The organism is Weizmannia sp. WK01, assembly GCF_025905465.1.
Lineage (GTDB): Bacteria > Bacillota > Bacilli > Bacillales > Bacillaceae_C > Weizmannia > Weizmannia faecalis.
Genome location: NZ_CP109616.1, coordinates 3,531,857 through 3,555,418 on the forward strand (window position 1 = coordinate 3,531,857; position 23,562 = coordinate 3,555,418).

Annotated in this window: 19 protein-coding genes and 1 pseudogene; 6 read left to right on the top strand and 14 right to left on the bottom strand. The window is 47.4% G+C overall.

Annotation, left to right across the window (positions count from 1 at the left end; genetic code table 11):
* Positions 1-12: 12 nt before the first annotated feature.
* A complete protein-coding gene (locus OF158_RS16805; protein ID WP_035183208.1) occupies positions 13-1,191 on the bottom strand; it encodes an acetyl-CoA C-acetyltransferase in 1,179 nt (392 codons plus the stop codon).
* Between the two features lie 557 nt (positions 1,192-1,748).
* Positions 1,749-3,866, bottom strand: coding sequence for a (Fe-S)-binding protein (locus OF158_RS16810; protein WP_172653404.1), 2,118 nt, complete (start codon positions 3,864-3,866; stop codon positions 1,749-1,751).
* Between the two features lie 238 nt (positions 3,867-4,104).
* Here OF158_RS16810 and cls point away from each other — a divergent pair, with 238 nt between their 5' ends.
* On the top strand, positions 4,105-5,304 hold the full coding sequence (cls, locus tag OF158_RS16815; RefSeq protein WP_035183204.1) for a cardiolipin synthase: 1,200 nt from the start codon (positions 4,105-4,107) through the stop codon (positions 5,302-5,304).
* A 278-nt stretch (positions 5,305-5,582) separates the two neighbouring features.
* On the opposite strand, the gene argS is transcribed toward cls, so the two are convergent.
* From argS to speB, 3 genes are all read right to left on the bottom strand, one after another.
* On the bottom strand, positions 5,583-7,253 hold the full coding sequence (argS, locus tag OF158_RS16820) for an arginine--tRNA ligase (protein ID WP_035183201.1): 1,671 nt from the start codon (positions 7,251-7,253) through the stop codon (positions 5,583-5,585).
* Positions 7,250-7,690 (bottom strand): YwiB family protein, encoded by a 441-nt coding sequence (locus OF158_RS16825; protein WP_035183198.1) that lies wholly within the window; start codon positions 7,688-7,690, stop codon positions 7,250-7,252. The genes argS and OF158_RS16825 overlap by 4 nt, the downstream gene beginning before the upstream one ends.
* Before the next feature lie 155 nt (positions 7,691-7,845).
* Positions 7,846-8,718, bottom strand: a complete 873-nt coding sequence (gene speB / locus OF158_RS16830; protein WP_035183196.1) for an agmatinase — start codon at positions 8,716-8,718, stop codon at positions 7,846-7,848.
* Between the two features lie 179 nt (positions 8,719-8,897).
* Between speB and OF158_RS16835 the strand changes: the two genes are divergently transcribed.
* Positions 8,898-10,949 (top strand): transglycosylase domain-containing protein, encoded by a 2,052-nt coding sequence (locus tag OF158_RS16835; protein ID WP_035183221.1) that lies wholly within the window; start codon positions 8,898-8,900, stop codon positions 10,947-10,949.
* 106 nt (positions 10,950-11,055) lie between these two features.
* Here the strand turns inward: OF158_RS16835 and OF158_RS16840 are convergent, their stop codons facing one another.
* Together OF158_RS16840 and OF158_RS16845 are read right to left on the bottom strand one after the other, a co-directional pair.
* Complete coding sequence (locus OF158_RS16840; RefSeq protein WP_035183194.1) at positions 11,056-11,568, bottom strand: YwhD family protein; 513 nt, start codon at positions 11,566-11,568, stop codon at positions 11,056-11,058.
* Between the two features lie 30 nt (positions 11,569-11,598).
* The gene (locus OF158_RS16845; RefSeq protein WP_026685123.1) at positions 11,599-12,261 is read right to left on the bottom strand and encodes a site-2 protease family protein; all 663 of its coding nucleotides are present in this window, start codon (positions 12,259-12,261) and stop codon (positions 11,599-11,601) included.
* Between the two features lie 145 nt (positions 12,262-12,406).
* On the opposite strand from OF158_RS16845, the gene OF158_RS16850 reads away from it, so the two are divergent.
* A complete protein-coding gene (locus OF158_RS16850; protein WP_014096719.1) occupies positions 12,407-12,592 on the top strand; it encodes a 2-hydroxymuconate tautomerase in 186 nt (61 codons plus the stop codon).
* 14 nt (positions 12,593-12,606) lie between these two features.
* On the opposite strand, the gene OF158_RS16855 is transcribed toward OF158_RS16850, so the two are convergent.
* A complete protein-coding gene (locus OF158_RS16855) occupies positions 12,607-13,125 on the bottom strand; it encodes a YwgA family protein (protein ID WP_014096718.1) in 519 nt (172 codons plus the stop codon).
* Positions 13,126-13,142: 17 nt separating this feature from the next.
* On the bottom strand, positions 13,143-14,459 hold the full coding sequence (locus tag OF158_RS16860) for an HD domain-containing protein (RefSeq protein ID WP_014096717.1): 1,317 nt from the start codon (positions 14,457-14,459) through the stop codon (positions 13,143-13,145).
* Between the two features lie 492 nt (positions 14,460-14,951).
* On the opposite strand from OF158_RS16860, the gene OF158_RS16865 reads away from it, so the two are divergent.
* Positions 14,952-15,662 (top strand): RsfA family transcriptional regulator, encoded by a 711-nt coding sequence (locus OF158_RS16865; protein ID WP_014096716.1) that lies wholly within the window; start codon positions 14,952-14,954, stop codon positions 15,660-15,662.
* A gap of 374 nt (positions 15,663-16,036) precedes the next feature.
* Here the strand turns inward: OF158_RS16865 and OF158_RS16870 are convergent.
* The 3 genes and pseudogenes from OF158_RS16870 to pta form a co-directional block, all read right to left on the bottom strand.
* Positions 16,037-17,512: pseudogene (locus OF158_RS16870) on the bottom strand (IS1182 family transposase); the annotation flags it as partial.
* A gap of 1,019 nt (positions 17,513-18,531) precedes the next feature.
* Positions 18,532-19,365, bottom strand: a complete 834-nt coding sequence (locus OF158_RS16875; RefSeq protein WP_035183189.1) for an octanoyl-[GcvH]:protein N-octanoyltransferase — start codon at positions 19,363-19,365, stop codon at positions 18,532-18,534.
* 790 nt (positions 19,366-20,155) lie between these two features.
* A complete protein-coding gene (pta, locus tag OF158_RS16880) occupies positions 20,156-21,127 on the bottom strand; it encodes a phosphate acetyltransferase (RefSeq protein WP_035183186.1) in 972 nt (323 codons plus the stop codon).
* A gap of 169 nt (positions 21,128-21,296) precedes the next feature.
* On the opposite strand from pta, the gene hemQ reads away from it, so the two are divergent.
* Both hemQ and gerQ read left to right on the top strand, forming a co-directional pair.
* On the top strand, positions 21,297-22,052 hold the full coding sequence (hemQ, locus tag OF158_RS16885) for a hydrogen peroxide-dependent heme synthase (RefSeq protein ID WP_014096713.1): 756 nt from the start codon (positions 21,297-21,299) through the stop codon (positions 22,050-22,052).
* 160 nt (positions 22,053-22,212) lie between these two features.
* Entirely contained in the window at positions 22,213-22,659 is a 447-nt protein-coding gene (gene gerQ / locus OF158_RS16890) for a spore coat protein GerQ (protein ID WP_014096712.1), read from the top strand.
* Positions 22,660-22,701: 42 nt separating this feature from the next.
* Here the strand turns inward: gerQ and OF158_RS16895 are convergent, their stop codons facing one another.
* Together OF158_RS16895 and OF158_RS16900 are read right to left on the bottom strand one after the other, a co-directional pair.
* On the bottom strand, positions 22,702-23,073 hold the full coding sequence (locus tag OF158_RS16895; RefSeq protein WP_014096711.1) for a DUF423 domain-containing protein: 372 nt from the start codon (positions 23,071-23,073) through the stop codon (positions 22,702-22,704).
* 171 nt (positions 23,074-23,244) lie between these two features.
* Positions 23,245-23,502 carry a YwdI family protein gene (locus tag OF158_RS16900; RefSeq protein WP_014096710.1) on the bottom strand — a complete coding sequence of 86 codons (258 nt, stop codon included), beginning with the start codon at positions 23,500-23,502 and terminating at the stop codon, positions 23,245-23,247.
* Positions 23,503-23,562: the final 60 nt, after the last annotated feature.

The window sequence follows — 23,562 nt, forward strand, 5'->3', positions numbered from 1 at the left end:
CACGTTGAAGTTTTATTGCACTTCAATCATGACGGCATCGCCCTGGCCGCCACCGGAGCAGATGGCTGCGATCCCGGTCCCGCCGCCGCGCCGTTTCAGTTCGTATGCAAGGGTTAAAATAATGCGCGTGCCGCTTGCACCGATCGGATGGCCTAACGCAACCGCGCCGCCGTTTACATTCACCTTATCCAAATCGAGCTGTGCGATTTTGCTGCTGGCAAGGGCCACAGCGGCAAATGCTTCATTGATTTCAAACAAATCAATGTCATCAAGCTTTCTTCCTGTTTTTTTCAGGATTTCGTTGATCACAAGCCCCGGCGTCTGCGGAAAATGCTGCGCTTCCACCGCCACTTCTGCATGCGCCACAATATTTGCGAGCGGTTTCAATCCTGCTTTTGCAGCCCGTTCAGCACTCATTAACACGAGTGCTGCTGCCCCGTCATTCACGCCTGGTGCATTGCCGGCCGTGATGGTCCCGTCTTTGTCAAAAGCAGGCGGCAGCTGGGACAGTTTTTCAAGCGTCGTATCCGCGCGCGGCGGCTCATCCTGTTCAACAAGCAGTGCAGGACCTTTTCTTTGCGGGATTTCTACCGGAACAATTTCTTCGGCAAACTTGCCGGAATGGATCGCTTCCAATGCTTTCTGGTGGCTTCTTAATGCCCAGCGGTCCTGAAAATCACGGGTCAGCCCAAACGTTTCTGCCGTACGGTTTCCGTATGTGCCCATATGGACGCCGGAAAATGCGCAGATGAGTCCGTCATGGGTCATCATGTCTTTCAGCTGGACATCGCCCATTTTCAATCCCCATCTCGCCTTAGGCAGGAAGTAAGGGGCGTTTGACATCGACTCCATCCCGCCGGCAACGATAACTTCCCCGTCTCCCGCGCGGATGATCTGGTCCGCCATGGTCACACTCCTCATACCGGAAGCACACACTTTGTTCACCGTTTCCGTTTTAACTTCCCACGGAATGCCAGCGTGCCTTGCCGCCTGCCGGGATGGGAGTTGCCCCTGGCCGCCCTGCAGGACATTCCCCATAATCACTTCATCTACTTCCCCGTTTTCAACGCCTGCTTTTTCCAATGCATGCCGGATCGCAATCCCGCCTAACGCGGACGCCGGAAGTGCAGCCAGTTTTCCCCCGAATTTCCCAAATGGCGTACGCGCCCCATCGATGATCACCGTGTTCAACCAACTTCTCCCCTTTTACAATGGATTTATGATAAGCGCCGGCCATTTGCGCGAACGCTAATCATCGTTCATTCATCGTTCCTTTGCCATTCGTTGCCAAACAGCAGTGAGCCTTGTCATGTTTTTGGTATGGGTAAAGAGCACCTCTGAATCGCGTAAATGCGCGATCACCGTTCATTCACTTATTCTTTTTCCATGTACTTCCAAATTTGCAACGAACCTCCCGATGCTTTTAGGATGGGTGAAAAGTGTCTCCCAATCGAGCGAACGCTCAATCATCGTTTAATCATGGCCCTTTTGCCATTCGCTACTAAAAACAGCAGTAAAGTCTTGTTATACTGCGTGATTTATTTAAAAGCGCCAAAAAACGTATGAACGCTTATATCTCCAAACCACTATCATTCTGTGTGATCTGCCGCAAAAAAGCGGCGGAGAACCTACCCAAACTTTTACATATCCCGTTCCCCGCCGTTTTTGCGCAGATGATTTGCCGGTTTAAAATCTACCATGATCTGCTTTTCCTGCCGAGCATCCCGTTTTGCGGCGGCATCACCCGCTTAAGAAACTGCAGCCGTCTGCCCCGGCGCCCCGCAGACCGAACGTTCCAGAATTTCGGCGACATCCAAGGTTTTTACAGTGTCTTCCACTTCTTTCGCTTTTGTGCCATCAGAAAGCATTGTCAAGCAGTACGGGCATTCCGTGCTGATAACGGTCGGATTCACAGCAAGTGCCTGTTCCGTCCGCGCCACATTAATCCGGTGCCCGGTATCTTCTTCCGTCCACATTAATCCGCCGCCAGCCCCGCAGCACATCGCTGTTTCACGGTTCCGCTCCATTTCCACAAGCTTTACGCCCGGGATCATTTTTAAAATGTCACGCGGCTGGTTATAAATATCATTGTACCTGCCGAGGTAGCAGGAATCATGGAAGGTAACCGTTTCATTGACTTCGTATTTCGGCTTTAAGCGCCCTTCTTTCAGCAGCTCGTAAAGCACTTCGGTATGATGGTACACTTCCCCTTCAAAGCCAAAATCTTTATATTCTTTCTTAAATGTATTGTATGCATGCGGATCGATCGTCACGATTTTTTTCACGCCGTTCTTTTCAAACTCGGCGATGTTCTGACCGGCCAGTTCTTGGAATAAAAACTCATTGCCAAGCCTGCGTGCCGTGTCACCGGAGTTTTTCTCCTTGTTGCCGAGAATGGCGAATTTCACGCCCGCTTCATTCAGCAGTTTCGCAAACGACTGCGCGATTTTCTGGCTGCGGCTGTCGTAAGACCCCATTGATCCGACCCAGAATAAATATTCGAATTCCTCATCTGCTTTCTTCATTTCTTTGACCGTCTTGACCTCGATATCTTCGCGCCCTTCACGCCACGTTTCGCGCTCTTTCCGGTTCAGCCCCCAAGGATTGCCCTGGCGTTCGATATTTTGAATCGCCCGCTGTGCATCCGGCTTCATTTTTCCTTCCGTCAAAACGAGATAGCGCCGCAAATCGATGATCTTATCGACATGTTCGTTCATAACCGGGCACTGGTCTTCGCAATTCCGGCAAGTCGTGCATGCCCAGATCTCTTCTTCTGTTATGACATCGCCGATCAGGCTCGGGTTATAATCGAGCGCTGCAGCTGCCTCTTCCGCCCCGCGACTTGCACTTTCCCGGGCGAGCCTATTTCCTGTCGTGTTGGCAAAAGCAAACGCCGGAACCCACGGTGCTTTAGACGTAACGGCCGCGCCGTAGTTGGTCAAATGGTCCCTTAATTTAATGATCAAGTCCATCGGTGAAAGCATTTTTCCTGTTCCGGTTGCCGGGCACATATTCGTGCAGCGGCCGCATTCCACACAGGCGTAAAGATCGACAAGCTGAAGCTGCGTGAAGTCCTCGATTTTGCCAACGCCAAAACTTTCCTGCGATTCGTCTTCAAAATCGATCGGCCGTAATTTCCCGGTATCCCCGAGCCGGTTCAGATACACATTCGCAGGCCCTGCAATCAAATGGGCATGCTTCGACTGCGGGATATAGACAAGGAAAGTAAGCAGCAGCAACAGATGGATCCACCATGCCACGTAAAACACAACGGCCGCTGCAGTTGGTCCAATCCAATGAAAGGCCGCTGCAATCCCGGCTGCCACCGGTTCCGTCCATGACGGCTCCTCAAAGTGCCAAATGATTTCCATGCCGCCCCCGACCAGGACAGAAACCATTAGCCCGCCGATAAAGATGAGCACAAGCCCCGCTTTAAAATCGCGTTTTAAGCGGACGAGCTTCTCAATGTAGCGGCGGTAAAACGCCCAGCCGACCGCAAATAAAATGACGAGCGTAACGATTTCCTGAAAGAAAGTAAATCCGGGGTAAAGCGGCCCGAGCGGCAAGTGCGAACCCGGTGCCAGCCCCTTCCATATGAAATCGATCGCGCCGAACTGAACGAGAATGAACCCGTAAAACATCATCACATGGATGGCACCGCTCTTTTTATCCTTAAGCAGTTTTTTCTGTCCGAAAACGTATACCCAAATTTTTTTGAGCCGCGCCTTGACATTGTTGTCGAATTCCTGTTTTTTCCCCAACTTGATATACTGGATCCTTGTCCTTACCAAATACACAAAAAGGCCGATTCCGTAAGCGGTTACAGACAGGAACAACAGCCAGTTCAACCATAATAAGATGTGCATTTTTCTCCCGACGCTCCCTTCATTCATTTATGCTCGCACAAAAAAGCAGGTAATTTTCCGAATCTTGCTTACCTATATTATATAATGAATGAGCATTCAGTCAATCCTTTTTTCTTTATTTTTTTGAATTTCTTTGTGCCTGTTTCCGGCTTTTGTAAGTAGAATCGGCCGCATTTGGGGAAGAATAAAGACATGGACTCGGCCACGGAAAAAATCGATTGAAGCGGGGAAAAAAGATATGATTTTGCTCTTATTCCTTTCTGCCGTCATAGTACTCATCATCTGGCTTTTCACCGATTACACGCTTGGAAAAAGGCATTTCCGCAAAACTCGCAAACAGCGCCAATATCCCGTACGGCACGGAGATTTTACTGTTTTTACATGCGGAGAAAATCTGTTTCCCCACTACTTTTCCGATATCCTGCATGCCAAAAAAAGCATATACGTCCTGTTTTATATTGTAAAAAATGATGAAATCAGCCGTGAATTTTTCAGCCTGCTCGCAAAAAAAGCGCGCGAAGGGAAAGAAGTAAAAGTATTGCTCGATTGGGCGGGCAGCCGGAAGGTCACAAAACAGATGATTGCACAGCTGAAAAACGCTGGCGCCTCGTTTGCCTTCAGCAACCGGCCGAAGTTCCCTTTTTTCTTTTACACGCTCCAGCAGCGGAACCACCGGAAAATAACCGTCATTGACGGGGAGACAGGCTATCTTGGCGGTTTCAATGTGGGGAAGGATTATATCAATGGCAACAAGTCGCTGTCTCCTTGGCGGGATTACCATTTCCGCTTAACCGGCGGAAGTATCCGCGACTTGCAGGAGGAATTTATCAGGAACTGGGAAACGGCTACAGGAGAAAATATGCCATTTGAAACACATCTCTCTCCCCATGAGGAGAAAAGCGGATGCCGCCACCGGATCATCCCGACTGCGGGCGATGAGCTTGAGCACCTGGTTTGCAGCCTGATTGATGAAGCCCGTGAATCGATTTTTATCGGTTCCCCGTACTTTATCCCGACTCCGGCCATCCACAAAAAACTGGTACAGGCTTTGGCACGGGGCGTAAAAGTCACAGTGCTCACCCCCGATAAGGCGGACCATCCGCTTGTCAAAGAGGCCGCAAGCCGCTATTTCCGGCAGCTGCTTGAAAATGGCGCAGACATTTATTTGTTCAAGCCCGGATTTTATCACGCGAAAATTATGATCATTGACCGGACCGTCTGCGATATCGGAACGGCTAATTTTGACCGGCGCAGTGTCCGTTTAAACTTTGAAGTCAACTGTCTTGTATACGACAATGCGTTTATCCAAAAAATGTGTGCGATTGTAAAAGAAGATATGCGCCACGCTGTCCCGCTTACAGCAGACGACCTGAACCGCCCCGGATTGGCAACGAGGCTGGCTGAATGGGGTGTGAGGGCAATTGAAGGATTTTTGTGATAAAAGACCGGCTCTGGGTCAGTCGGCGCGATCAAAAAAAATTGCTCCCTGAAGACTGGGGCACTGCCAGGCACATTAGGTGGTTAACAGCTAAACCATCGTTTGGGCTGTCCTTGAATACCATCGCCCCTTAAAAGCTGTCACGGAACCCCAGGCACGTAACTGCACGTCATCTTGCTATTTGCATTCCATTTTGCTTTTCTTAAACCCAATAAACCATTGCGCACCAAAAAAAGCCGCCCCCTGAACCTGTAAACGGATGGGGACGGCTTTTTTCTTTACATTTTTTCCGGTGCGGAAACGCCGATTAGCTGGAGCGCATTTTTCAGCGTTATTTGCACGGCCTTCACAAGGGCAAGGCGCGCTTTGGTGGCGTCCGCATGCGCCGGGTCAATCACTTTCACAGCATTGTAAAAGCTGTGGAAGTTGGCCGCAAGTTCGTTAATATAATTTGTGATGCGGTGCGGGATCCGCTTTTCGGCCGCTTCCGCAATCACCTGCGGGAATTCTCCAAGTTTTTTCAGGACATCCGTTTCCTTTTCAGACCGGATCACGGAAAAGTCGGCATCTGTATCCGGCGCAAACCCTTTTTCTTCCGCCTGGCGCAAAATGCTGCAAATACGGGCATGAGCATATTGCGCATAGTAAACCGGGTTTTCATTGGACTCTGAAACAGCAAGATCAAGGTCAAAGTCCAAATGCGTATCCGAACTTCTCATCGCAAAGAAATACCGGGTTGCATCGAGCCCGACTTCGTCAATGAGTTCCCGCATCGTAACCGCTTTTCCCGTCCGCTTGCTCATTTTCATTTTTTCGCCGTTTTTATACAAGTGAACAAGCTGGATGATCTCCACTTCAAGATTATCGCTGTTATAACCGAGCGCTTCCATGGCCGCTTTCATCCGCGGAATATAGCCGTGGTGGTCGGCGCCCCAAATATTGATCAACGTATCGAATCCGCGGTCAAATTTGTCTTTATGGTAAGCAATATCCGGGGTCAAATACGTGTAAGTCCCATCGTTTTTGATGAGCACGCGGTCTTTGTCATCGCCGAAAGCCGTTGAGCAGAACCATGTTGCCCCGTCCTTTTCATAAATATGGCCTTTTTCGCGCATCAGCTTCAGCATTTCGTCGATTTTCCCGCTCTTGTAAAGAGACGTTTCCGAATACCAGACATCAAAACGAACGCGGAAATCTTCAAGGTCTTTTTTCAGTTTGGCCATTTCGTAATCAAGGCCGTACTGGCGGAAAAATTCGTAACGCGTTTTTTCATCCGTGTCCACAAATTTCCGGCCGTATTCATCGGCAAGTTTCTTTCCAAGGTCAATAATATCCTGCCCGTAATAGCCATCTGCCGGCATTTCCTTTTCAATTCCGAGCGCCTGGAAGTAGCGCGCTTCGACTGACAGTGCCAAATTGTGGATCTGGTTGCCGGCATCGTTGATATAGTATTCACGGGTCACCTCATACCCTGCTTTTTCTAAAATATTGCACAGTGAATCCCCAACAGCGGCACCGCGCGCATGTCCGAGGTGGAGATCGCCGGTCGGGTTCGCCGATACGAATTCGACCTGGATTTTTTTACCTCCGCCGGCATCTGAACGGCCATAATCGGCGCCATCGTGAAGAATAGAAGGGATCAGCCGGGTCAAATACGTATTGTCCAAATAAAAATTGATAAAGCCGGGGCCTGCAATTTCCACTTTTTCAATCGAAGTTTTCGATTTGTCGATATGTTCGACAATCGCTTCCGCAATCTGGCGCGGTGCTTTTTTTGCCGCGCGCGCAAGCTGCATGGCAATGTTTGCGGCATAATCGCCGTGTGCTTTTTCTTTTGGCTTTTCCAGCACAATAGCCGGAATATCCGCTTCCGCAACCAAGCCGGTTTTCATCACCGCTTCTTTGATTTCCGTTTTCAGCGTTTCCTGCATTTGTTCCGCAATGTTCATTTTGCTGCTTGTACCTCCTCATAATGGATCTTCATTTTATATGTACCGACCGAATCCCCATGCATATAAAGCCTATATCCGAGGGAAAGCTGCCCGGAAAGCGAGCCTGTACGCGTGTGCACAATCTCATCTGCCGCCGCTTCAATCGGGAATTGGCCATAGCCGTTTTCGTAAGTCCCCGGGCGCCTGGAGCCTTCACGCAAATCAAGCCGCATGGAGACCGCACCGCTTCTCATTACAAGCGCCCTTCCGCTTGCCACTTTGACAACCGTATGAATTTTGCCGGCTTCCTGCATTTCCTCGTACTTTAAATAGGCCGAACCGCCTTTTTCATAATAATGGCCGAACAAAACCAGTTCGATCTTTTCCGTTTCTTCCTGGAAAATCTCCGTGGTCATATGTATTTTTACGGGGCAAGAAACGGTTTCCTCCGCCATTTTCCCACATCCTTTATTTCATCCATTATAACCTTTCCGGCGGAAAAATAATATGCATACTCTCCTTATTTTATCATATATAACGAAGCTGCCATCCCGCAAGCTAAACTTTAAAAACCCGGCACCGGCTGCAGGGGCAGGTGCCGGGTTTTCCGTTACTTCACCCAGCCAAGCATCATTTCGCGCACGAGCTTGCTAGCCGTATTGGCTGTTTGCTCAGAATGGTCGTATACAGGCGCCACTTCAACAAGATCACAACCGATGACATTCACGTTAGAACGGGCAATTGCATGAATCGATGCCAGCAGTTCTTTTGAGGTGATCCCGCCGGCATCAACCGTCCCTGTCCCCGGCGCAAAAGCCGGATCGAGCACATCAATATCGACCGTCACATACACATGGCGGCCGGAAAGCGACGGCAACACTTTTTTGAGCGGCTCAAGCACTTCAAATTTTGCGATCTGCATGCCGTTTTTTTCTGCCCATTCAAATTCCTCTTTCAAGCCGGATCGGATCCCGAATGAATACACATTCCGAGGTCCAATTAACTCCGCCGTTTTCCGGATCGGCGTTGCATGCGAAAGCGGCTCACCTTCATAATCCGTGCGCAAATCGGTATGGGCGTCAAAATGAATGGCAGCAAGATCCGGGTATTTTTTGTAAACGGCGCGGATTACCGGCCATGTCACCAAATGCTCGCCGCCAAGGCCGAACGGAAATTTCCCGTCGTCAAGCAATGTCCCGACATAATCCTCAATCATATCGAGGCTTTTTTGCGGATTGCCGAACGGCAGCGGCATATCGCCGGCATCAAAATAGCTGATTTCAGCAAGTTCCCGGTCAAGATACGGGCTGTATTCTTCAAGCCCGATAGAAACTTCCCGGATGCGCCCCGGACCGAATCTTGAACCCGGGCGGTAGCTGACGGTCCAGTCCATCGGCATGCCGTAAAGCACCACCCGGCTTTTTTCATAATCAGGGCTTGCCCCGATAAAAACATGGCCTGAATAAGCTTCATCAAATCTCATCTTTTTCTCCTCTTTTCACAATTTCGGACACATGGAAAAAGTATAGTGAAATTCCGAAAAAAAGCAAGAATCTTTTTACAGCGGGCCACCCTTCCCATAATCCTTTTTTCGGTTCCGGTGTTTAAAATTTCCTCTCTTACTAAATACTAAGGAAATAAGGAGAAAAAGAGGTGCGGATGATGGAGACACAGACAACACCAAAGATCCGGAAAGCCAAATGGGGCCTGCGCCTGATGCTGTTTGCCCTGATTACTTTCGCCATCCTGCTGTCCGTCTTAACGGCAGCTGTCTATCTGTATGCAAAAATTCTCGGTCCGCCGCCGCTGTCCGTGCCGCAATCAACGCTGTATTATGCACAAAACGGCAAACAAATCGGCGAGTCGAACAGCGGCCAGCAAAGATACTGGGTGCCGCTTGACGGCATCTCCGAAAACGCTATTGACGCGACCATTTCAATCGAAGACCGCAACTTTTACCATCACCACGGTTTTGATTACCGGCGCATGGCCGGGGCGGTCGCTGCCGATATGAAAGCAATGGGAAAGGTGCAGGGTGCAAGCACCATTACCCAGCAATACGCCCGCAACTTGTTTTTAACGCTCGATAAAACATGGGAAAGAAAATTAAAGGAAGCGTTCTACACGATCCGGCTCGAGTCCAGCTACAGTAAAGACCGGATTCTGGAAGGCTATTTAAATACGATCAATTACGGACATGGAAAATACGGGATTGAAGCCGCAAGCCGGTACTATTTCGGAAAAAGCGCCAAACAGCTGACGCTTGCCGAAGCCGCCATGCTTGCCGGGATTCCGAACGGCCCAGGAGTCTACTCCCCTGTTATTTCGCCGGAAAAAGCGAAAAAACGGCAGCTTGCTGTTTTGCAATCGATGGTGAAAAACGGCTATATTACAAAAAAACAAGCAACAGCGGCCGCCAATGAAACGATAAAAATCGTGCAAAAAGCGGATCCGGATACAAACCGGATTGCCCCTTATTTCCAGGACCTTGTAAAAAAGCAGCTGAAAACAAAACTCGGGTTTGATGACCGGACGATCGCGCTCGGGGGATTAAAAGTGTATACCACCCTTGATGTAAAGCAACAAGAAATTGCCGAAGAAACCGTGAAGGAAATCATTCCGGCATCTTCACACATCCAGATCGGTTTTGCGGCAATCAACCCGAAAAACGGCTTTGTGACGGCACTCACCGGGGGGCGTGACTATGCGGAAAGTTCCTTTAACCGCGCCACACAGGCAACGCGCCAGCCCGGTTCCACCATGAAGCCGCTCCTTTATTATGCTGCATTGAACCACGGATTCACGCCGGCAACGATGCTCAAAAGCGAACCGACCGTTTTCCGGCCGGGCGGATCTTCATACAGGCCGCATAATTTCAACAGCCAGTATGCCAATAGGGACATTACGATGATGCAGGCGCTCGCCGTTTCAGATAATATTTACGCCGTGAAAACCCATTTGCTGCTCGGGCAAGATGTGCTTGTCCAAACCGCAAAACAATTCGGCCTTACAACCCCGATGGAAAAAGTGCCGTCACTTGCGCTCGGCACATCCGGCGTGCACCTGCTCGATATGGTGAACGCCTACAGCCTGCTTGCAAACGGCGGCACTCAAAACGGGCCTGTTTTCATCACAAAAGTGGAAGATTATAAAGGCCGCGTCCTGTATGCATACGACAAACACGAGAAAGAACGGGTGTTGGACAAAGCGGCGGCGTTTGTCACCTCGCAAATGATGACCGGCATGTTTGACAAGCGCCTGAACGGCTATGCCCGTGTCACCGGCGCCTCCATTGTCAAAAACCTCACCCGCCCGTACGCCGGCAAATCCGGCTCCACCAACACGGACAGCTGGATGATCGGGTTTTCGCCCCAGCTTGTATCAGGCGTTTGGGTCGGATACGACAACGGGCAGGAAATCACGTTGGCCGCCGATAAAATGTACGCCAAAAAAATATGGGCCCGGTTTATGGAAAAGGCGCTTGACGGGCGCCCTGTAACGGAATTTAAGCCGCCCAAAGGCGTAACCGGTGTTGAAATCGATCCTGCCACCGGGAAAATCGCAACCGCTAACTGCCCGGTGGCAAGGCTGACATACTTTATATCCGGTACCGAACCGGCCGAGCCCTGCAGCAAACATCCCGCTGCAGGAGAAAATGAGTTGTACCCGAAAAAGCACCGGAACTGGCTTGAAAAACTGTTCCCGTTTTTTTAAAACAGCAAACAGAAAGGCCTGGCCGCTGTGCGGTCAGGCCTTTCCTGCTCCTTCAATGCATCGTGAAATTTCGGCCGGTTCCTTACGCAAAAATAAATGCGCAGGGTCAGGCCTTTAATGCTTCTTTCAATTCATCGCTGGATAAGTTCCACATCTCGCTGCTGTGGCCTTTTAAAAAGTCTGCCAGCACCTTCTTGGACCGGTCATCCATATGGTCTACAATGATATGGCCCTTCATCGACTTGTCGAGGCGGTTGACATGCTCTGGCAGCGATTTGTAGCCGCGACGTTTTTCCTTGTTGACCACCATTTCGCAGGCTGTCACCCCGTGATAATAAGGGCCGTTTTCGCCGCGTTCAATTGTCACCCACACAAGCCAGTACGGTTTTGCCCCCTCTTCCGGGACTTCCGAACGGTCGGGGGAAAATCTCACCCGCTTTTCCACGGCGCTCCTTGCATGCATCGCCCCAATATCGACAACCGCCGTACCTTCATTGACATCAATGATCACCGGCGAGACATTTTCAAGGTTTAGCGCCCCGGTGCCAAAACTTTTATGGCCGTCGGTCGGCGCATTTTTAATAATATTAAATTCCGCTTTTTTCTTTTTTTCAGCCATCTTGTACATCCCCTTTCTCTCAATGGCAGTCTATCCGAATACGGAAACAATCGACTGGAATCCCTTCATAATCGACGGGACCGCACTGTTAATCAGCGGCGAGATCGTATACCGGCCAAGCGGCGTGATAAGCAGGACCAGAAATACAACGATGCTGTACTGCTCGTACTGCGTCAGTTTTGCCCGTACCCCCGGCGAAACCAAATCTTCTATGATCCGGTACCCGTCCAGCGGCGGAAGCGGAATTAAATTGAAAATAAACAATACGAGATTCAGCCAGACAAAATAATTGAAAAAGGAAAGGACAAACCATGGCAGGCCTGCGCCAAGCCCGGTTGCCACGAGCACATAAAAAATGATTTCCCCGATAAACGCCATTAAAAAATTGCTGGCAGGGCCCGCAAAGGATACCGTCACCCCTGCCAGGCGCGGATTTTTGAAATGGTAGCGGTTTACCGGGACAGGGCGCGCCCAGCCGAAGCCGGCGACAAAAATAAGCAGCGCGCCGAGCGGGTCAATATGCTGCGCCGGGTTCAATGTCAGCCGTCCCTCGCGTTTGGCAGTCGGGTCGCCGCACAGATAAGCCGTATAAGCATGGGAAAATTCATGGACGGTAAAAGCAATGATCAACACCGCCGCGACAATCGGGATATCCCTCAACGGATATGCCAAAAACTGTTGTAATTGTTCCACGTACCGGTCTCCTTTAAAAACAATATATTGACTATAGTATACAAAATTTTCATTCGGTATTCACTTGTTTTAAAAGTGCCACTTGCAGGCGGGCAAAAAAGACTTTACAATTTTTATGAAATCATATAAAAGGAGATGCACCCGCATGCCATATGTAACCGTCAAAATGCTGGAAGGCCGTACAGACGAGCAAAAGAAAGCGCTGGTCGAAAAAGTAACGGCCGCAGTCAGCGAAACCGTAGACGCCCCGAAAGAAAACATTACCGTTTTCATTGAAGAAATGTCAAAAAACCATTATGCCATAGGCGGCGTCCGCAAAAGCGACGAATAGGGGATGAAAAATCGCTAAGCCTGCTGGACGGGCCTGGCGATTTTTTTCAATTTTTCTATGTAATCGTACGCCTCGTTGATTTCCTCCTCCGTATAACGCTGCTTCGCCTTTAATGTAAAGATTTTCTCCTTTACTTCCTCTTTCGGAAGCATATCAAAATACATGACGGTTGAAACGAGCTCAAGGAAACGCGCATTTTGCCCGTTCATTTCTGCCAGGCACGCATCCAGCCCTGGCAGATCCGGTTCGTACATTTCCAGAAATTCCCGGCCTTCGTCTGTTACCGTATACCGATATTGGACATATCCGCCTTTTTTCTCTTTTACTTCGTTTACAAACCCGAGGTTGGTCAGCTCCTCTACTTTGAGCGTCAACTCTTCAGAATACGGGCCGTAAAAATGAAACTCGAATTTTTCCTGAAACGGGAAAGATAATTTTTTTGCAATATAAATCATTTTTTGCAGCTTTTTACGCCCGACAATCTCTCCGCTTATGGCAAGCGCACCCATAATTTTTACATGATCTTCTAACACAAACCATTCACTCCTGACTAAATTTCCGAACTCCGGGGCAGTTTCAGCAAAGCAGCAATTTCCCTTTTCTTTTCCCCGTGTGTCGTTTCGTCTTCGATCAAATCAAGCGGAAAATACAATTTATGATCCGTCCTTCTTTTCCCCGAAATCGCGTCCACAATATCCGATTCCCTTGATAATTCTTTCAGGTCACCGTTTCGCATCAGCAAATTGATCGGCAGCCGCTCCCCTTCCTCGCCCGGCCGGTAAAAATCGTACGGAAGATCTGAAGACGAATCAATGACTAAATAATAGTTCGGGTCGATCCCGGCTTCTGCAAAAAGCTTTTCAAGCCGGCTGTGCACCTTAAATTCTTTTGCCGGGTCAAACTCAATGTATTTAAACAGATTCCGGTTTACAAAGCGGGCGCAAAGGTCCCGCAAAACCGGGTCATCTTCTTCCTGCCAAACTTCAATATAATACAGCATGACGTGCTCATCCAGCTTTAAATAATCATTCAGGCTGAGTCTACCTTCAAAAAGCGACTGGAAATGGCTGGGCCCGTGTTTGAACGGGTAACGGGCATCGTACAACGTTTTTGCGCGGTGCAAAATTTTTGTTAAAATCACTTCCGCGCTTCTTGTCACCGGGTGAAAATACACTTGCCAGTACATTTGGTAACGGCTTAAAATATAATCTTCGACCGCATGCATGCCGCTGTATTTAAAAACAGCCTGGTCTTCATGCGGTCGCATAACGCGGAGCAGCCTTTCAATGTCAAAATGGCCATAGCTGACCCCTGTATAATACGCATCGCGCAACAAATAATCCATCCGGTCCGCATCAAGCTGGCTTGAAATCAGGCTGACCACCAATTTGTTTTCTGAAGTTTTCGCAATCACTTCCGCCACTTTTTTCGGGAAATTTCTGCCGACCCGCCGCAATACTTCATTGACTTCCGTCTCCCCGAGGATGATTTGCCTTGTAAACTCCTCATGGTCCATGCCAAACACTTTTTCAAACGAATGGGAAAACGGGCCGTGGCCAAGATCGTGCAAAAGCGCAGCGCAAAGCGACAGCAGCCTGTCCTTTCCGTTCCAGTTCACCCGGTCTTTAAAAACATCATCTGTAATTCTCCTGACAATTTCATAGACGCCAAGTGAGTGGCTGAAACGGCTGTGTTCCGCCCCGTGGAAAGTCAGGTAAGTCGTGCCGAGCTGCCGGATCCGGCGCAATCGCTGGAACTCTTTTGTTCCGATCAAGTCCCAGATCACCCGGTCACGCACATGGACATAGCGGTGGACAGGGTCTTTAAACACTTTTTCCTCACTGAGCTTAAGTTTGGCGTATTCCATGCTTTACCCTCTTCCTGATGTCGTAATTCTATTATACCGGGACAAGCCGGAGAAAAAAAGCTTGTAATATGCGGATAGGCAGCCTTTAAAATGTGGAGGTCGATTGACAAGTTTATTTTTTCCGAAAAAAAAACCAATAAAAGGGCGCATCTGCGAAAATACGGGACTCCGCACGTTGAACCAGGTATCAACGGCTGCATTAAAAGGGCGTATCGATGAAAATGCGGGATGCTGCCCTTTCTATCTGCTGCATCAGGTTGCAATGGCTGCATTTTTTAAAACCTTTGCATTTAAAGCCACCAGAATCCTTGCCTAGGCAATCTTAATGGGCTTTTTGGCTTCCCGTGTGTGCCCCCCAACTGTGTTGCTACAAGCAAAAATCCGTTTGTGCGCTAAAATTCTATTATTTTTTTACCATATTGGTATAAATTGCGTGTTTTTTGTCCATTCTCTTAGTACAAACAAAAAATTTACATTTTGGGGGTAATGAGAATGAAATCACGTCAAGATGCGTGGAGCGAAGAAGATGATTTGTTGCTGGCGGAAACAGTGCTCCGCCACGTGCGCGAAGGAAGCACACAGCTGAATGCTTTTGAGGAAGTCGGCGATAAACTGAACCGTACATCCGCCGCCTGCGGTTTCCGCTGGAATGCGGTTGTCCGCCATAACTACGAACAGGCGCTGCAGCTTGCAAAAAAACAGCGCAAGCAACGCCAACGCCTGCTTGGAAAAGACCAGGGCGGGAAAAAGAAACTGCTGTACCAGCCGCCGGTTCCAACACTCGAGGAAATTGGCGAAATACCGCTTGCTGAATTTCCGGAACAACCGGCTCCGGACGGGGAAGAAGCTGAAAACAGCAGCCCTCAAGTTTCCCAGGCGGCCGAAAACAGCGGGGAAATGAGCCTTGTCAAGGTCATCAGCTATCTGCAATACTTGAACAATACGCAATTCCAAAGCACGATTTTAAAAAGTGAGAATGCAAGATTGAAGCACGAAAACCAGGAATTGAAAAAGGAAACGGAAGAATTGAAAAAACGCGTCGAAGAGCTCGAAGAAGGTTCGGTTACCATGCAGGAAGACTACGAAACCTTGATGAAAATCATGAACCGCGCGAGAAAATACGTCCTTTTCGAAGAAGACGAAACCGGGGCAACCAAATTTAAAATGGACCGCAACGGCAATCTCGAAAAGCTGGCAGAATAAGTTTCGGGCGAGTAAACACAAACACCCATTGGGCGATGCATGCTCAATGGGTGTTTGGCGTGCAAGCCGGCAATCTCCCAGCTTTTGTTGCATGAAAGGATAATTGGGACGTTCCCTAGGTGCCTTTTGGCTTTTAAGATGTTCTAAAGGACAGTTTGTTTGATTCACAGGCGCTTTTTGTCTTTTTGAGATGTTCTAAAAGACAATTTGGACGCTGTCAAGGTGTCTTTTGGCTTTTTGAGACGCTCGTGACCACTGAAAAAAGCCATTTTTTTATGTAAAATTTGCTGTGTAGTGTAAGAAATTTTCTGTAAATGGTACTCTTTACCATAGAAATTAGTAAAAATGACAAATGTTTGGCTATAATTCGCCTTTTTAGAGGATAGTATGGCGGCTATCCTCTTTAAATTTACTGCCAAGGCTGTTAGCTTGGCTTGTAAGCCCATGCTTTTTAGACCGTACCATTTGGCACGATCTAACCCGTGGAAATTCTTCATTTCGCCATTTTTCCCTTCTTGGCATGCTCTTTTTTTATACTTCTCTTTAAATCCCTCCGATTTCTGTTGTTGACTATACTCATAAAATTCTGGGGTGTTGATTCCGATCCCTAATACTTTTCCGACTGTTTTTCCGGTTATGCAAACTTCTCGCATTGGGCAATTTCTACATTGTTCTCTGTCAAAATAGTAATTATACGTTTCTTTTCCACATTTTCTTATATAGTGTTTCTTTTTGATTGTTTTGTTTCCTTGACTACAGAACCACTCGTCAGAATCTTTGTTATAACTGAATCTTTCTTCGTCTATGCGATATGCAGCTTCACTTACAGGGATGTATGCCTTTGCTTTAAGTTCAGAGATTTTGTCTAAGATTGGCTTTTTAAAATAGGCTTTATCACCATATACTTCTGGCATTTTTATTCTCGTTTTCTTGGTTAACTCTAATAATTCATCAAACTTCGTTCCATCCACATAAGCTCCATTACCAGTATGAACAGCTGTAATCATTCGATCTTCTGTTGTCATCATAAATTCCGTTTTATAACCAAAGAAAGGATCATTTTTGCTTTTATACCCTATTCTCGCTTCTTGGTCGACAATCGATCGTACCCCTTTTTGCTCCATAAACTTCGGGTCTGCTAAAATTTCTTTCGCATTATTAACGAGTGCTTTTGTTTCAGGTGCTTTCTCCAGTTCAACTAGTTCTTCTACCTTTGATACCGTTTCTTCAAGATAGGACTTCATTGTTTTTCTAGCTTCATCATGGTTTTCTATTTCTTTATAATCAGGGATTTCTTGGTTGATTTCACTTGGTATTTCTCCGTTTTCTTCTTTAACGGTTTTAAAGATTTTTTTCGCTAATTGTTTCATGACTCGTTCCGGTCTATATTTTTTGGTGTTGGCTTCTGTATGAGTGGAATCAATCGTTATACCAGAAACCTTTTGTAAAATTCCTTTTTCAATGCATTGGTTTATGATTTCAATAATAATTTCATCTATAGTGAGATTGCCTTCTAATCTACTTTTACGAAATTTTGCCAAAAGACTTGGGTGAGGGAGGTCGTCTTCCGGATTGATTCCTAAAAAATACATATATGCAAGGTTTAATGAGCAATTTTCTATAACTTTCTCATCAGATAAGTCATAGAGTTTTTGTAACACCAAGATTTTAACCATAAGTTCGGGCTCTTTTGCTGGCCTTCCATATTCTTTACAGTAAGTTTTTTCAAGCATTTTATTGATAAAACTAAAATCCACTTCATCTCTTAATAATTTAAGTGTATGATTTTCAGGAATTTTATCGTATAATATGGAATAGATGCTTAATTGATTATCTTTTTCTTTAAGCATGATAGATACCCCCAGTTTGGTTTTGGTTTGTAGTATAACTTTATTATACCAAATACTGGGGGCATTTTTTTTCAATTTATTGTACATATAATTATTTTGAATTTTCAGATTGACTTTTTCAGTGGTCCCGAGACGCTCTAAAGGACAATTGGCACGTTTCCCCAGCATCTTTTGGCTTTTTGAGACGCTCTAAAGGACAATTGGCACGTTTCCCCAGCATCTTTTGTCTTTTTGAAACGCTCCTAAAAGGAAAGTTTGGTCGCCGCCCAAGTGTCTTTTTGGAGCCACGTCTTAAAAATGTCTTTCATTCGTTTTATGAAAGACAAAACACAATCGCCTCAACCCCAAAATGTCCTTCATTCGTCCGATGAAAGACAAAAAATGATTGCCACCGCTTTAAAATGTCCTTCATCTTGTACATGAAAGACAATTGCCAACCAGCCGCGCTTCAAAATGTCTTTCATCCACTTTATGAAGGACAAAACAGAGACCATCTCCGACCCCAAATGTCTTTCATCCGCTCCATGAAGGACAAAACAAACTCGCCATAACCCTAAAATGTCCTTCATTCACCCGATGAAGGACAAATCAAAGACATTACAGACCCCAAATGTCTTTCATCTGCCCAATGAAGGACAAAACAAACTCACCATAACCCTAAAATGTCCTTCATTCACCCAATGAAGGACAAATCAAAGACATCACAGAGCCCAAATGTCTTTCATCTGCCCCATGAAGGACAAAATAAAGTCGCCACAACCCCAAATTGTCCTTCATGCGCCAGATGAAAGACAAAAACAGCCTACCATCACTTTAAAATGTCCTTCATCCACTTCATGAAGGACAAATCAAAGTCATTACCGGCTCCAAATGTCTTTCATCCACTCCATGAAAGACAAATCACAATCATCACGACCCCAAATTGTCCTTCATCTCGCACATGAAAGACAGCAGGCAACCGGCCACGTTTCAAAAATGTCTTTCCTCAGATCAGCAGGTGGCCCTTGATCGTTCATTCTTCACAAAAACCGTGCGTTTCTTTCCAGCATGCGTTCATAATATTTGCCGTACCATTCCGTTTCCTGTTCCGAAAGCGGACGGGACACAAGCCGGCCCCCCAACGTCTTCAGCGTTTGCAAAAGCCGCATGAACACATCCTGAACCGTGAGTGTTTCCTGTAAAAGCTCCGCCAAAGAAGCCATCACTTCAGGACGGACACATGGGTATTGCAACTTTGTCTCCGCACCCTGTTTTGCCCGCTCATAAAAATCCCGAACGAGTTCTGCCCTGTCGGCGCCGCTTCCCGTCACACACAAATAAATCTGGACGGCCACCCCTCTCCTGACCCGCCGCTGGGAGATGCCGGCGAATTTTTTCCCGCCAATGCTCAAATCATAGCTCCCCGGGCAGTACGAGCCTGCTATTTCCCCTGCTTCAATCACAACCGGAAAATCCGAAAACATCATTTGGACCAGCTTCCACATCGCTTCGTAACCACGGTTGATATCCATTCCCTTTTCCGTATCCGGGACCACAAGCGAAATGTTCAGCACGCCTGTATCCAATACAACGGCAAGCCCGCCCGAATTACGGACAATATACCGGAACCCTCTATTTTTAAGAACAGCAAGCCCCTCCTCAAAAAAGGGCAATTTTGTATCCTGAATGCCAAGGCTGACGGTGTCGTGATGCACCCATGTCCGGACAACAGCCGGGGATGCATTTGCCCCGACAGCGGTGCACAATGTGTCGTCCATCGCAAATGACTGGGCCGCTTCAAACTGCGGGCCCAACCCGGACTGGTCCATCACCCGCCACTCGGGCTGCTTCAGCAATTGCAGCGCTTCTTCCATGTCGATCCTTCCCCCATTTATTTTACTACTATCATATCATGCCGGATTGACTATCACATCAACCAAAAAGCTGCTGCCAAAACCCCTCTATTGGCAAGGATTCGAGAACAGTACTGAACCAATACGCACACAAATTTCCAATCGATCAAGTTCAGGCCAACATTTTTCCTTTTCTCCGCAAATTTTTCCATTATAAAAAGCCTTTCCTCCAGCCGTATAAAACACAAAAAAGGTTTGGCATCATCCAAAAGCCAAACCAAAAAAGGCGAGCATTCTAAGCCCTGGTGTGCAAGCTGGAAAAGAAGAGCCTCGGCCACATACCAAGGTCATTTTCCCCCGCAATGTCCCACAGCTTTACTTCCCTTTTCCGTTCGTACCCATTCTTTGCACATCGGTACACCCTTTTTTCGTTTTTGTTAAAAAAATCACAAAGCAGCCAGACGCAGACATTACCGGTAATTTGTCAGCCGGACACCTCCCAAAAAATCAACACGCCCTTCTACAAATGCTGTCCAACCAACCGACAAGACTGCTGTCACGGTTCAGATTCAGCCGGTTCAAACATATAAGGGATTCAGTATAGGGTTGAGATAAGAAGGCTGCTTTCCAGGAAAAAAACCTAAATAAAATGAACTTAAGTTTTTCGCGTCCAAAATTCATTACAATCAGGTTAGACATTGATTCTGGCAACACTGAAAAAATAATATTGGTTTGTTCAACTTATATAAGCCTCTTTTTTAGTTCTCCTCCCACCGCTGTCCATTCAACAGCCGGAAGCCTGGCAACTCCCTTACAAACTTTGTGCTGCGGAAATCAAAGCCAAATGATAAACATCTTCCGCATTGCAGCCGCGCGACAAATCGTTGACAGGCGCATTCAGCCCTTGCAAAATCGGACCGACTGCTTCAAAACCGCCAAGACGCTGGGCCATTTTATAACCGATATTCCCCGCATCCAGATTTGGAAAAATAAACACAGTTGCATTCCCCTGAATCACGGAATCCGGCGCTTTCTTTTGCGCCACAGCCGGCACATACGCGGCATCAAACTGCATCTCGCCGTCCATGACAAGCTCCGGATCGCGCTCTTTAGCCAATCGGACTGCCTGCGCCACTTTCTCCGTCTCATCGGAATGGGCGGAACCTTTTGTTGAAAAGCTCAACATCGCAATCCTCGGTTCAATATCAAATGTCCGGGCAGTTTTCGCGCTCTCCACGGCCGTTTCCGCCAAGTCTTGGCTGTCCGGTGAAATATTGATTGCACAATCGGCGAAAACAAATTTCTCTTCGCCCCTCACCATAATGAAAACGCCAGAAACTTTTTTCACGCCCGGTTTTGTTTTAATGATCTGCAATGCCGGCCGGACTGTATCTGCCGTTGAATGGATGGCACCGCTTACCAGACCGTCCGCTTTTTTCAAATAGACGAGCATGGTGCCGAAATAATTGACGTCTTTTAAAATTTGGCGCGCATCTTCCTCCGTCGCTTTGCCTTTTCTTCGTTCCACAAAAGCCTGCACCATTTCTTCAAAACCGGCATAGTCTTCCGGGTCATACACTGTAACGCCCTTGACAGAAACACCGATGGCCTGGGCTTTTGCCTGAATTTTATCCTTGTTCCCGATTAAAACCGGCCGGAGTACTTCATCGGCTGCAAACCGGGAGACGGCTGTTAAAACCCTTTCATCCGAACTTTCCGGAAAAACAATCGTTTTGTTATGTCCCCGCACTTTTTCTTTTATCCCGTCAAAAAATGTACTCACGCTCAACACTCCTCGTTTACGGTATCCATTTTAAGGATAATCCATTTTTCCGGAAAATCAAAGGCAAAAGAAGGCTTCTTTTAGACAATTTCGCGGTAGCCGTAATATTTTTTCCCTTTTCTAACCTGTGTTATAGTAAGGGAAGAGAAAAACATTTGGAGGGAAAAAAATGAGCGAAGCAGCAGAAACACTGGACGGCTGGTACTCACTGCATGATTTCCGTTCTCTCGACTGGGCGGGCTGGAAGGCGCTGCCTGCCGAGGAAAGGGATGCTACGGTGAAAGAATTCCGGCAATTTCTTCAGCAACTGGATGCCATCCAAAGCAAACACGAAGGGGCTTATGCTTTATATACCATCACCGGCCAGAAAGCCGACTTTGTTTTATGGACGATGCGGCCGGCCCTGGAAGACCTCGAAGAAATTGAAACAGCCTTTAATAAATTAAGGATTGCTGATTTTACCATTCCGGCATATTCGTACATCGGTGTAAATGAACTGAGCAACTATGTGCGCGGCGGGAAAGCGGACGAGTCTGCGTATGAAAATCCGCGTGTCCGCGAGCGCCTCTACCCGACATTGCCGAAATCCAAATACTTCTGTTTCTACCCGATGGATAAACGGCGCGAAGGCAATGACAACTGGTACATGCTGCCAATGGAGGAACGCAAGGAGTTAATGAAAAGCCACGGATTGATCGGCCGCAAATATGCCGGCAAGGTAAAACAATATATTCTCGGTTCCACCGGGCTTGACGACTACGAATGGGGTGTGGCTTTATTATCCGATGATGCCCTGCAGTTTAAAAAAATCGTCTATGAAATGCGGTTTGACGAAGCCAGCGCAAGGTACGGAGAATTCGGCCCGTTCTATGTCGGCAGCCTGCTTGACGAAGAACGGTTAACCTCCTATTTGCATATTGGTTAAGAAAAATCCTTCCAGCCTGCTGGAAGGATTTTTTCACGAGAGATCTTAAGCATAACCCGTTTCCGGCCGGCATACACATAAATGTAGTGAATGCCCTTGTTTTTTGTGCATTTTACAAAAACCAGGGCAGACCGATATGCAAAATGGAGGGGGAAATCAGTTGGAAAACGGCAATTACACACCGCCCGTATACGGATATCCTTATTATTACCGGCAGTCCGCACAGCCTTATTACGGAGGATATTATCCGCCGTACCAGGTTCCCGGGGGGCAGCAAGCGCAGGCACCCTCACAGAACCTGCCCGGCCAGCTTCCGCTTGAACAATCGTATATTGAAAATATTTTGCGGCTGAATAAAGGAAAACTGGTCACGCTGTACGCCACGTTTGAAAACAACCGGGAATGGAATGCTAAAGTGTTCAATGGCATTATTGAAGCTGCCGGACGGGACCATGTCATCCTTAGTGATCCGCAAACCGGGCAGCGTTATTTAATCCCGATGGTCTATGTTGATTACGTTGTCTTCTCTGAAGAAATCGAATATGAATACCCATATGGCAGCACAACGCAGGCCGGTCAGCCGCTGGCAACCTATCCGCCGCGGTGATCAGCGAAAGAAAAAACAGCTCCGAAACCGGGCTGTTTTTTCTTACATCCACTTTACCGCCGCTATAGCAAGCAGTATCCAGGAAGCAAGGAACGCGACGCCTCCGATTGGCGTAATCGCACCAAGCACACTGATTTTCGTTAAGCTTAAAACATAAAGGCTGCCGGAGAAAAGGACGATGCCAATCAGCATCAACCATCCTGACCAGCTGAGCAGTGCGGATGATTTGAGGATGCCGGAAAGAATGCCGATCGCAATCAACCCGAGCGCATGGTACATTTCATAACGGACGCCGGTCTCCCAAATATCCAGATACTTCTGATCCATGATCCCTTTCAACCCGTGGGCCCCAAAAGCCCCGAGCGCAACAGATATACACGCGTTCAGTGCTCCAAAAAAAACAAAAATATTCATGCGATGCACTCCCATTTTTTCATGTAAAACGCTGTAGAAGCTTAAAAACAAGTCAACATAAATGTTCATGATAAAAAGCTAGATACCCTGATAGGTATACAAACCGTATAAGAAACTGCAGAGAAGACAGGAACGCCTGCTTTGGTGGACGCTTGTTTCAATTGTTTGCGATTAAAAATCAAAAATAGAGTCTCCGTTTGCACCATCTTCCATTTTCAACGGCTCCGGTTTCAGCACCGTTTTCGGCACAGAAGGACTGGCAGGCAATGGCTCTTCTGGCTGTACCGCCTTTCCGCTTTCCAATAAAACTTCACACAAAGCTTTTACCGCATAGATATGCTCCCTGAATTGTTCCGCCGGCATTGCCTGTTTTGCCTTTGCCAATTCCTGCTCCATTTTTTCCAAAAGCATTTCCGTTGTAATGGCCATTTCCGCACCTCTGTTTAATTTCTATATAAAATAAATGAAATCTGTTGCCTACTGCAAAAA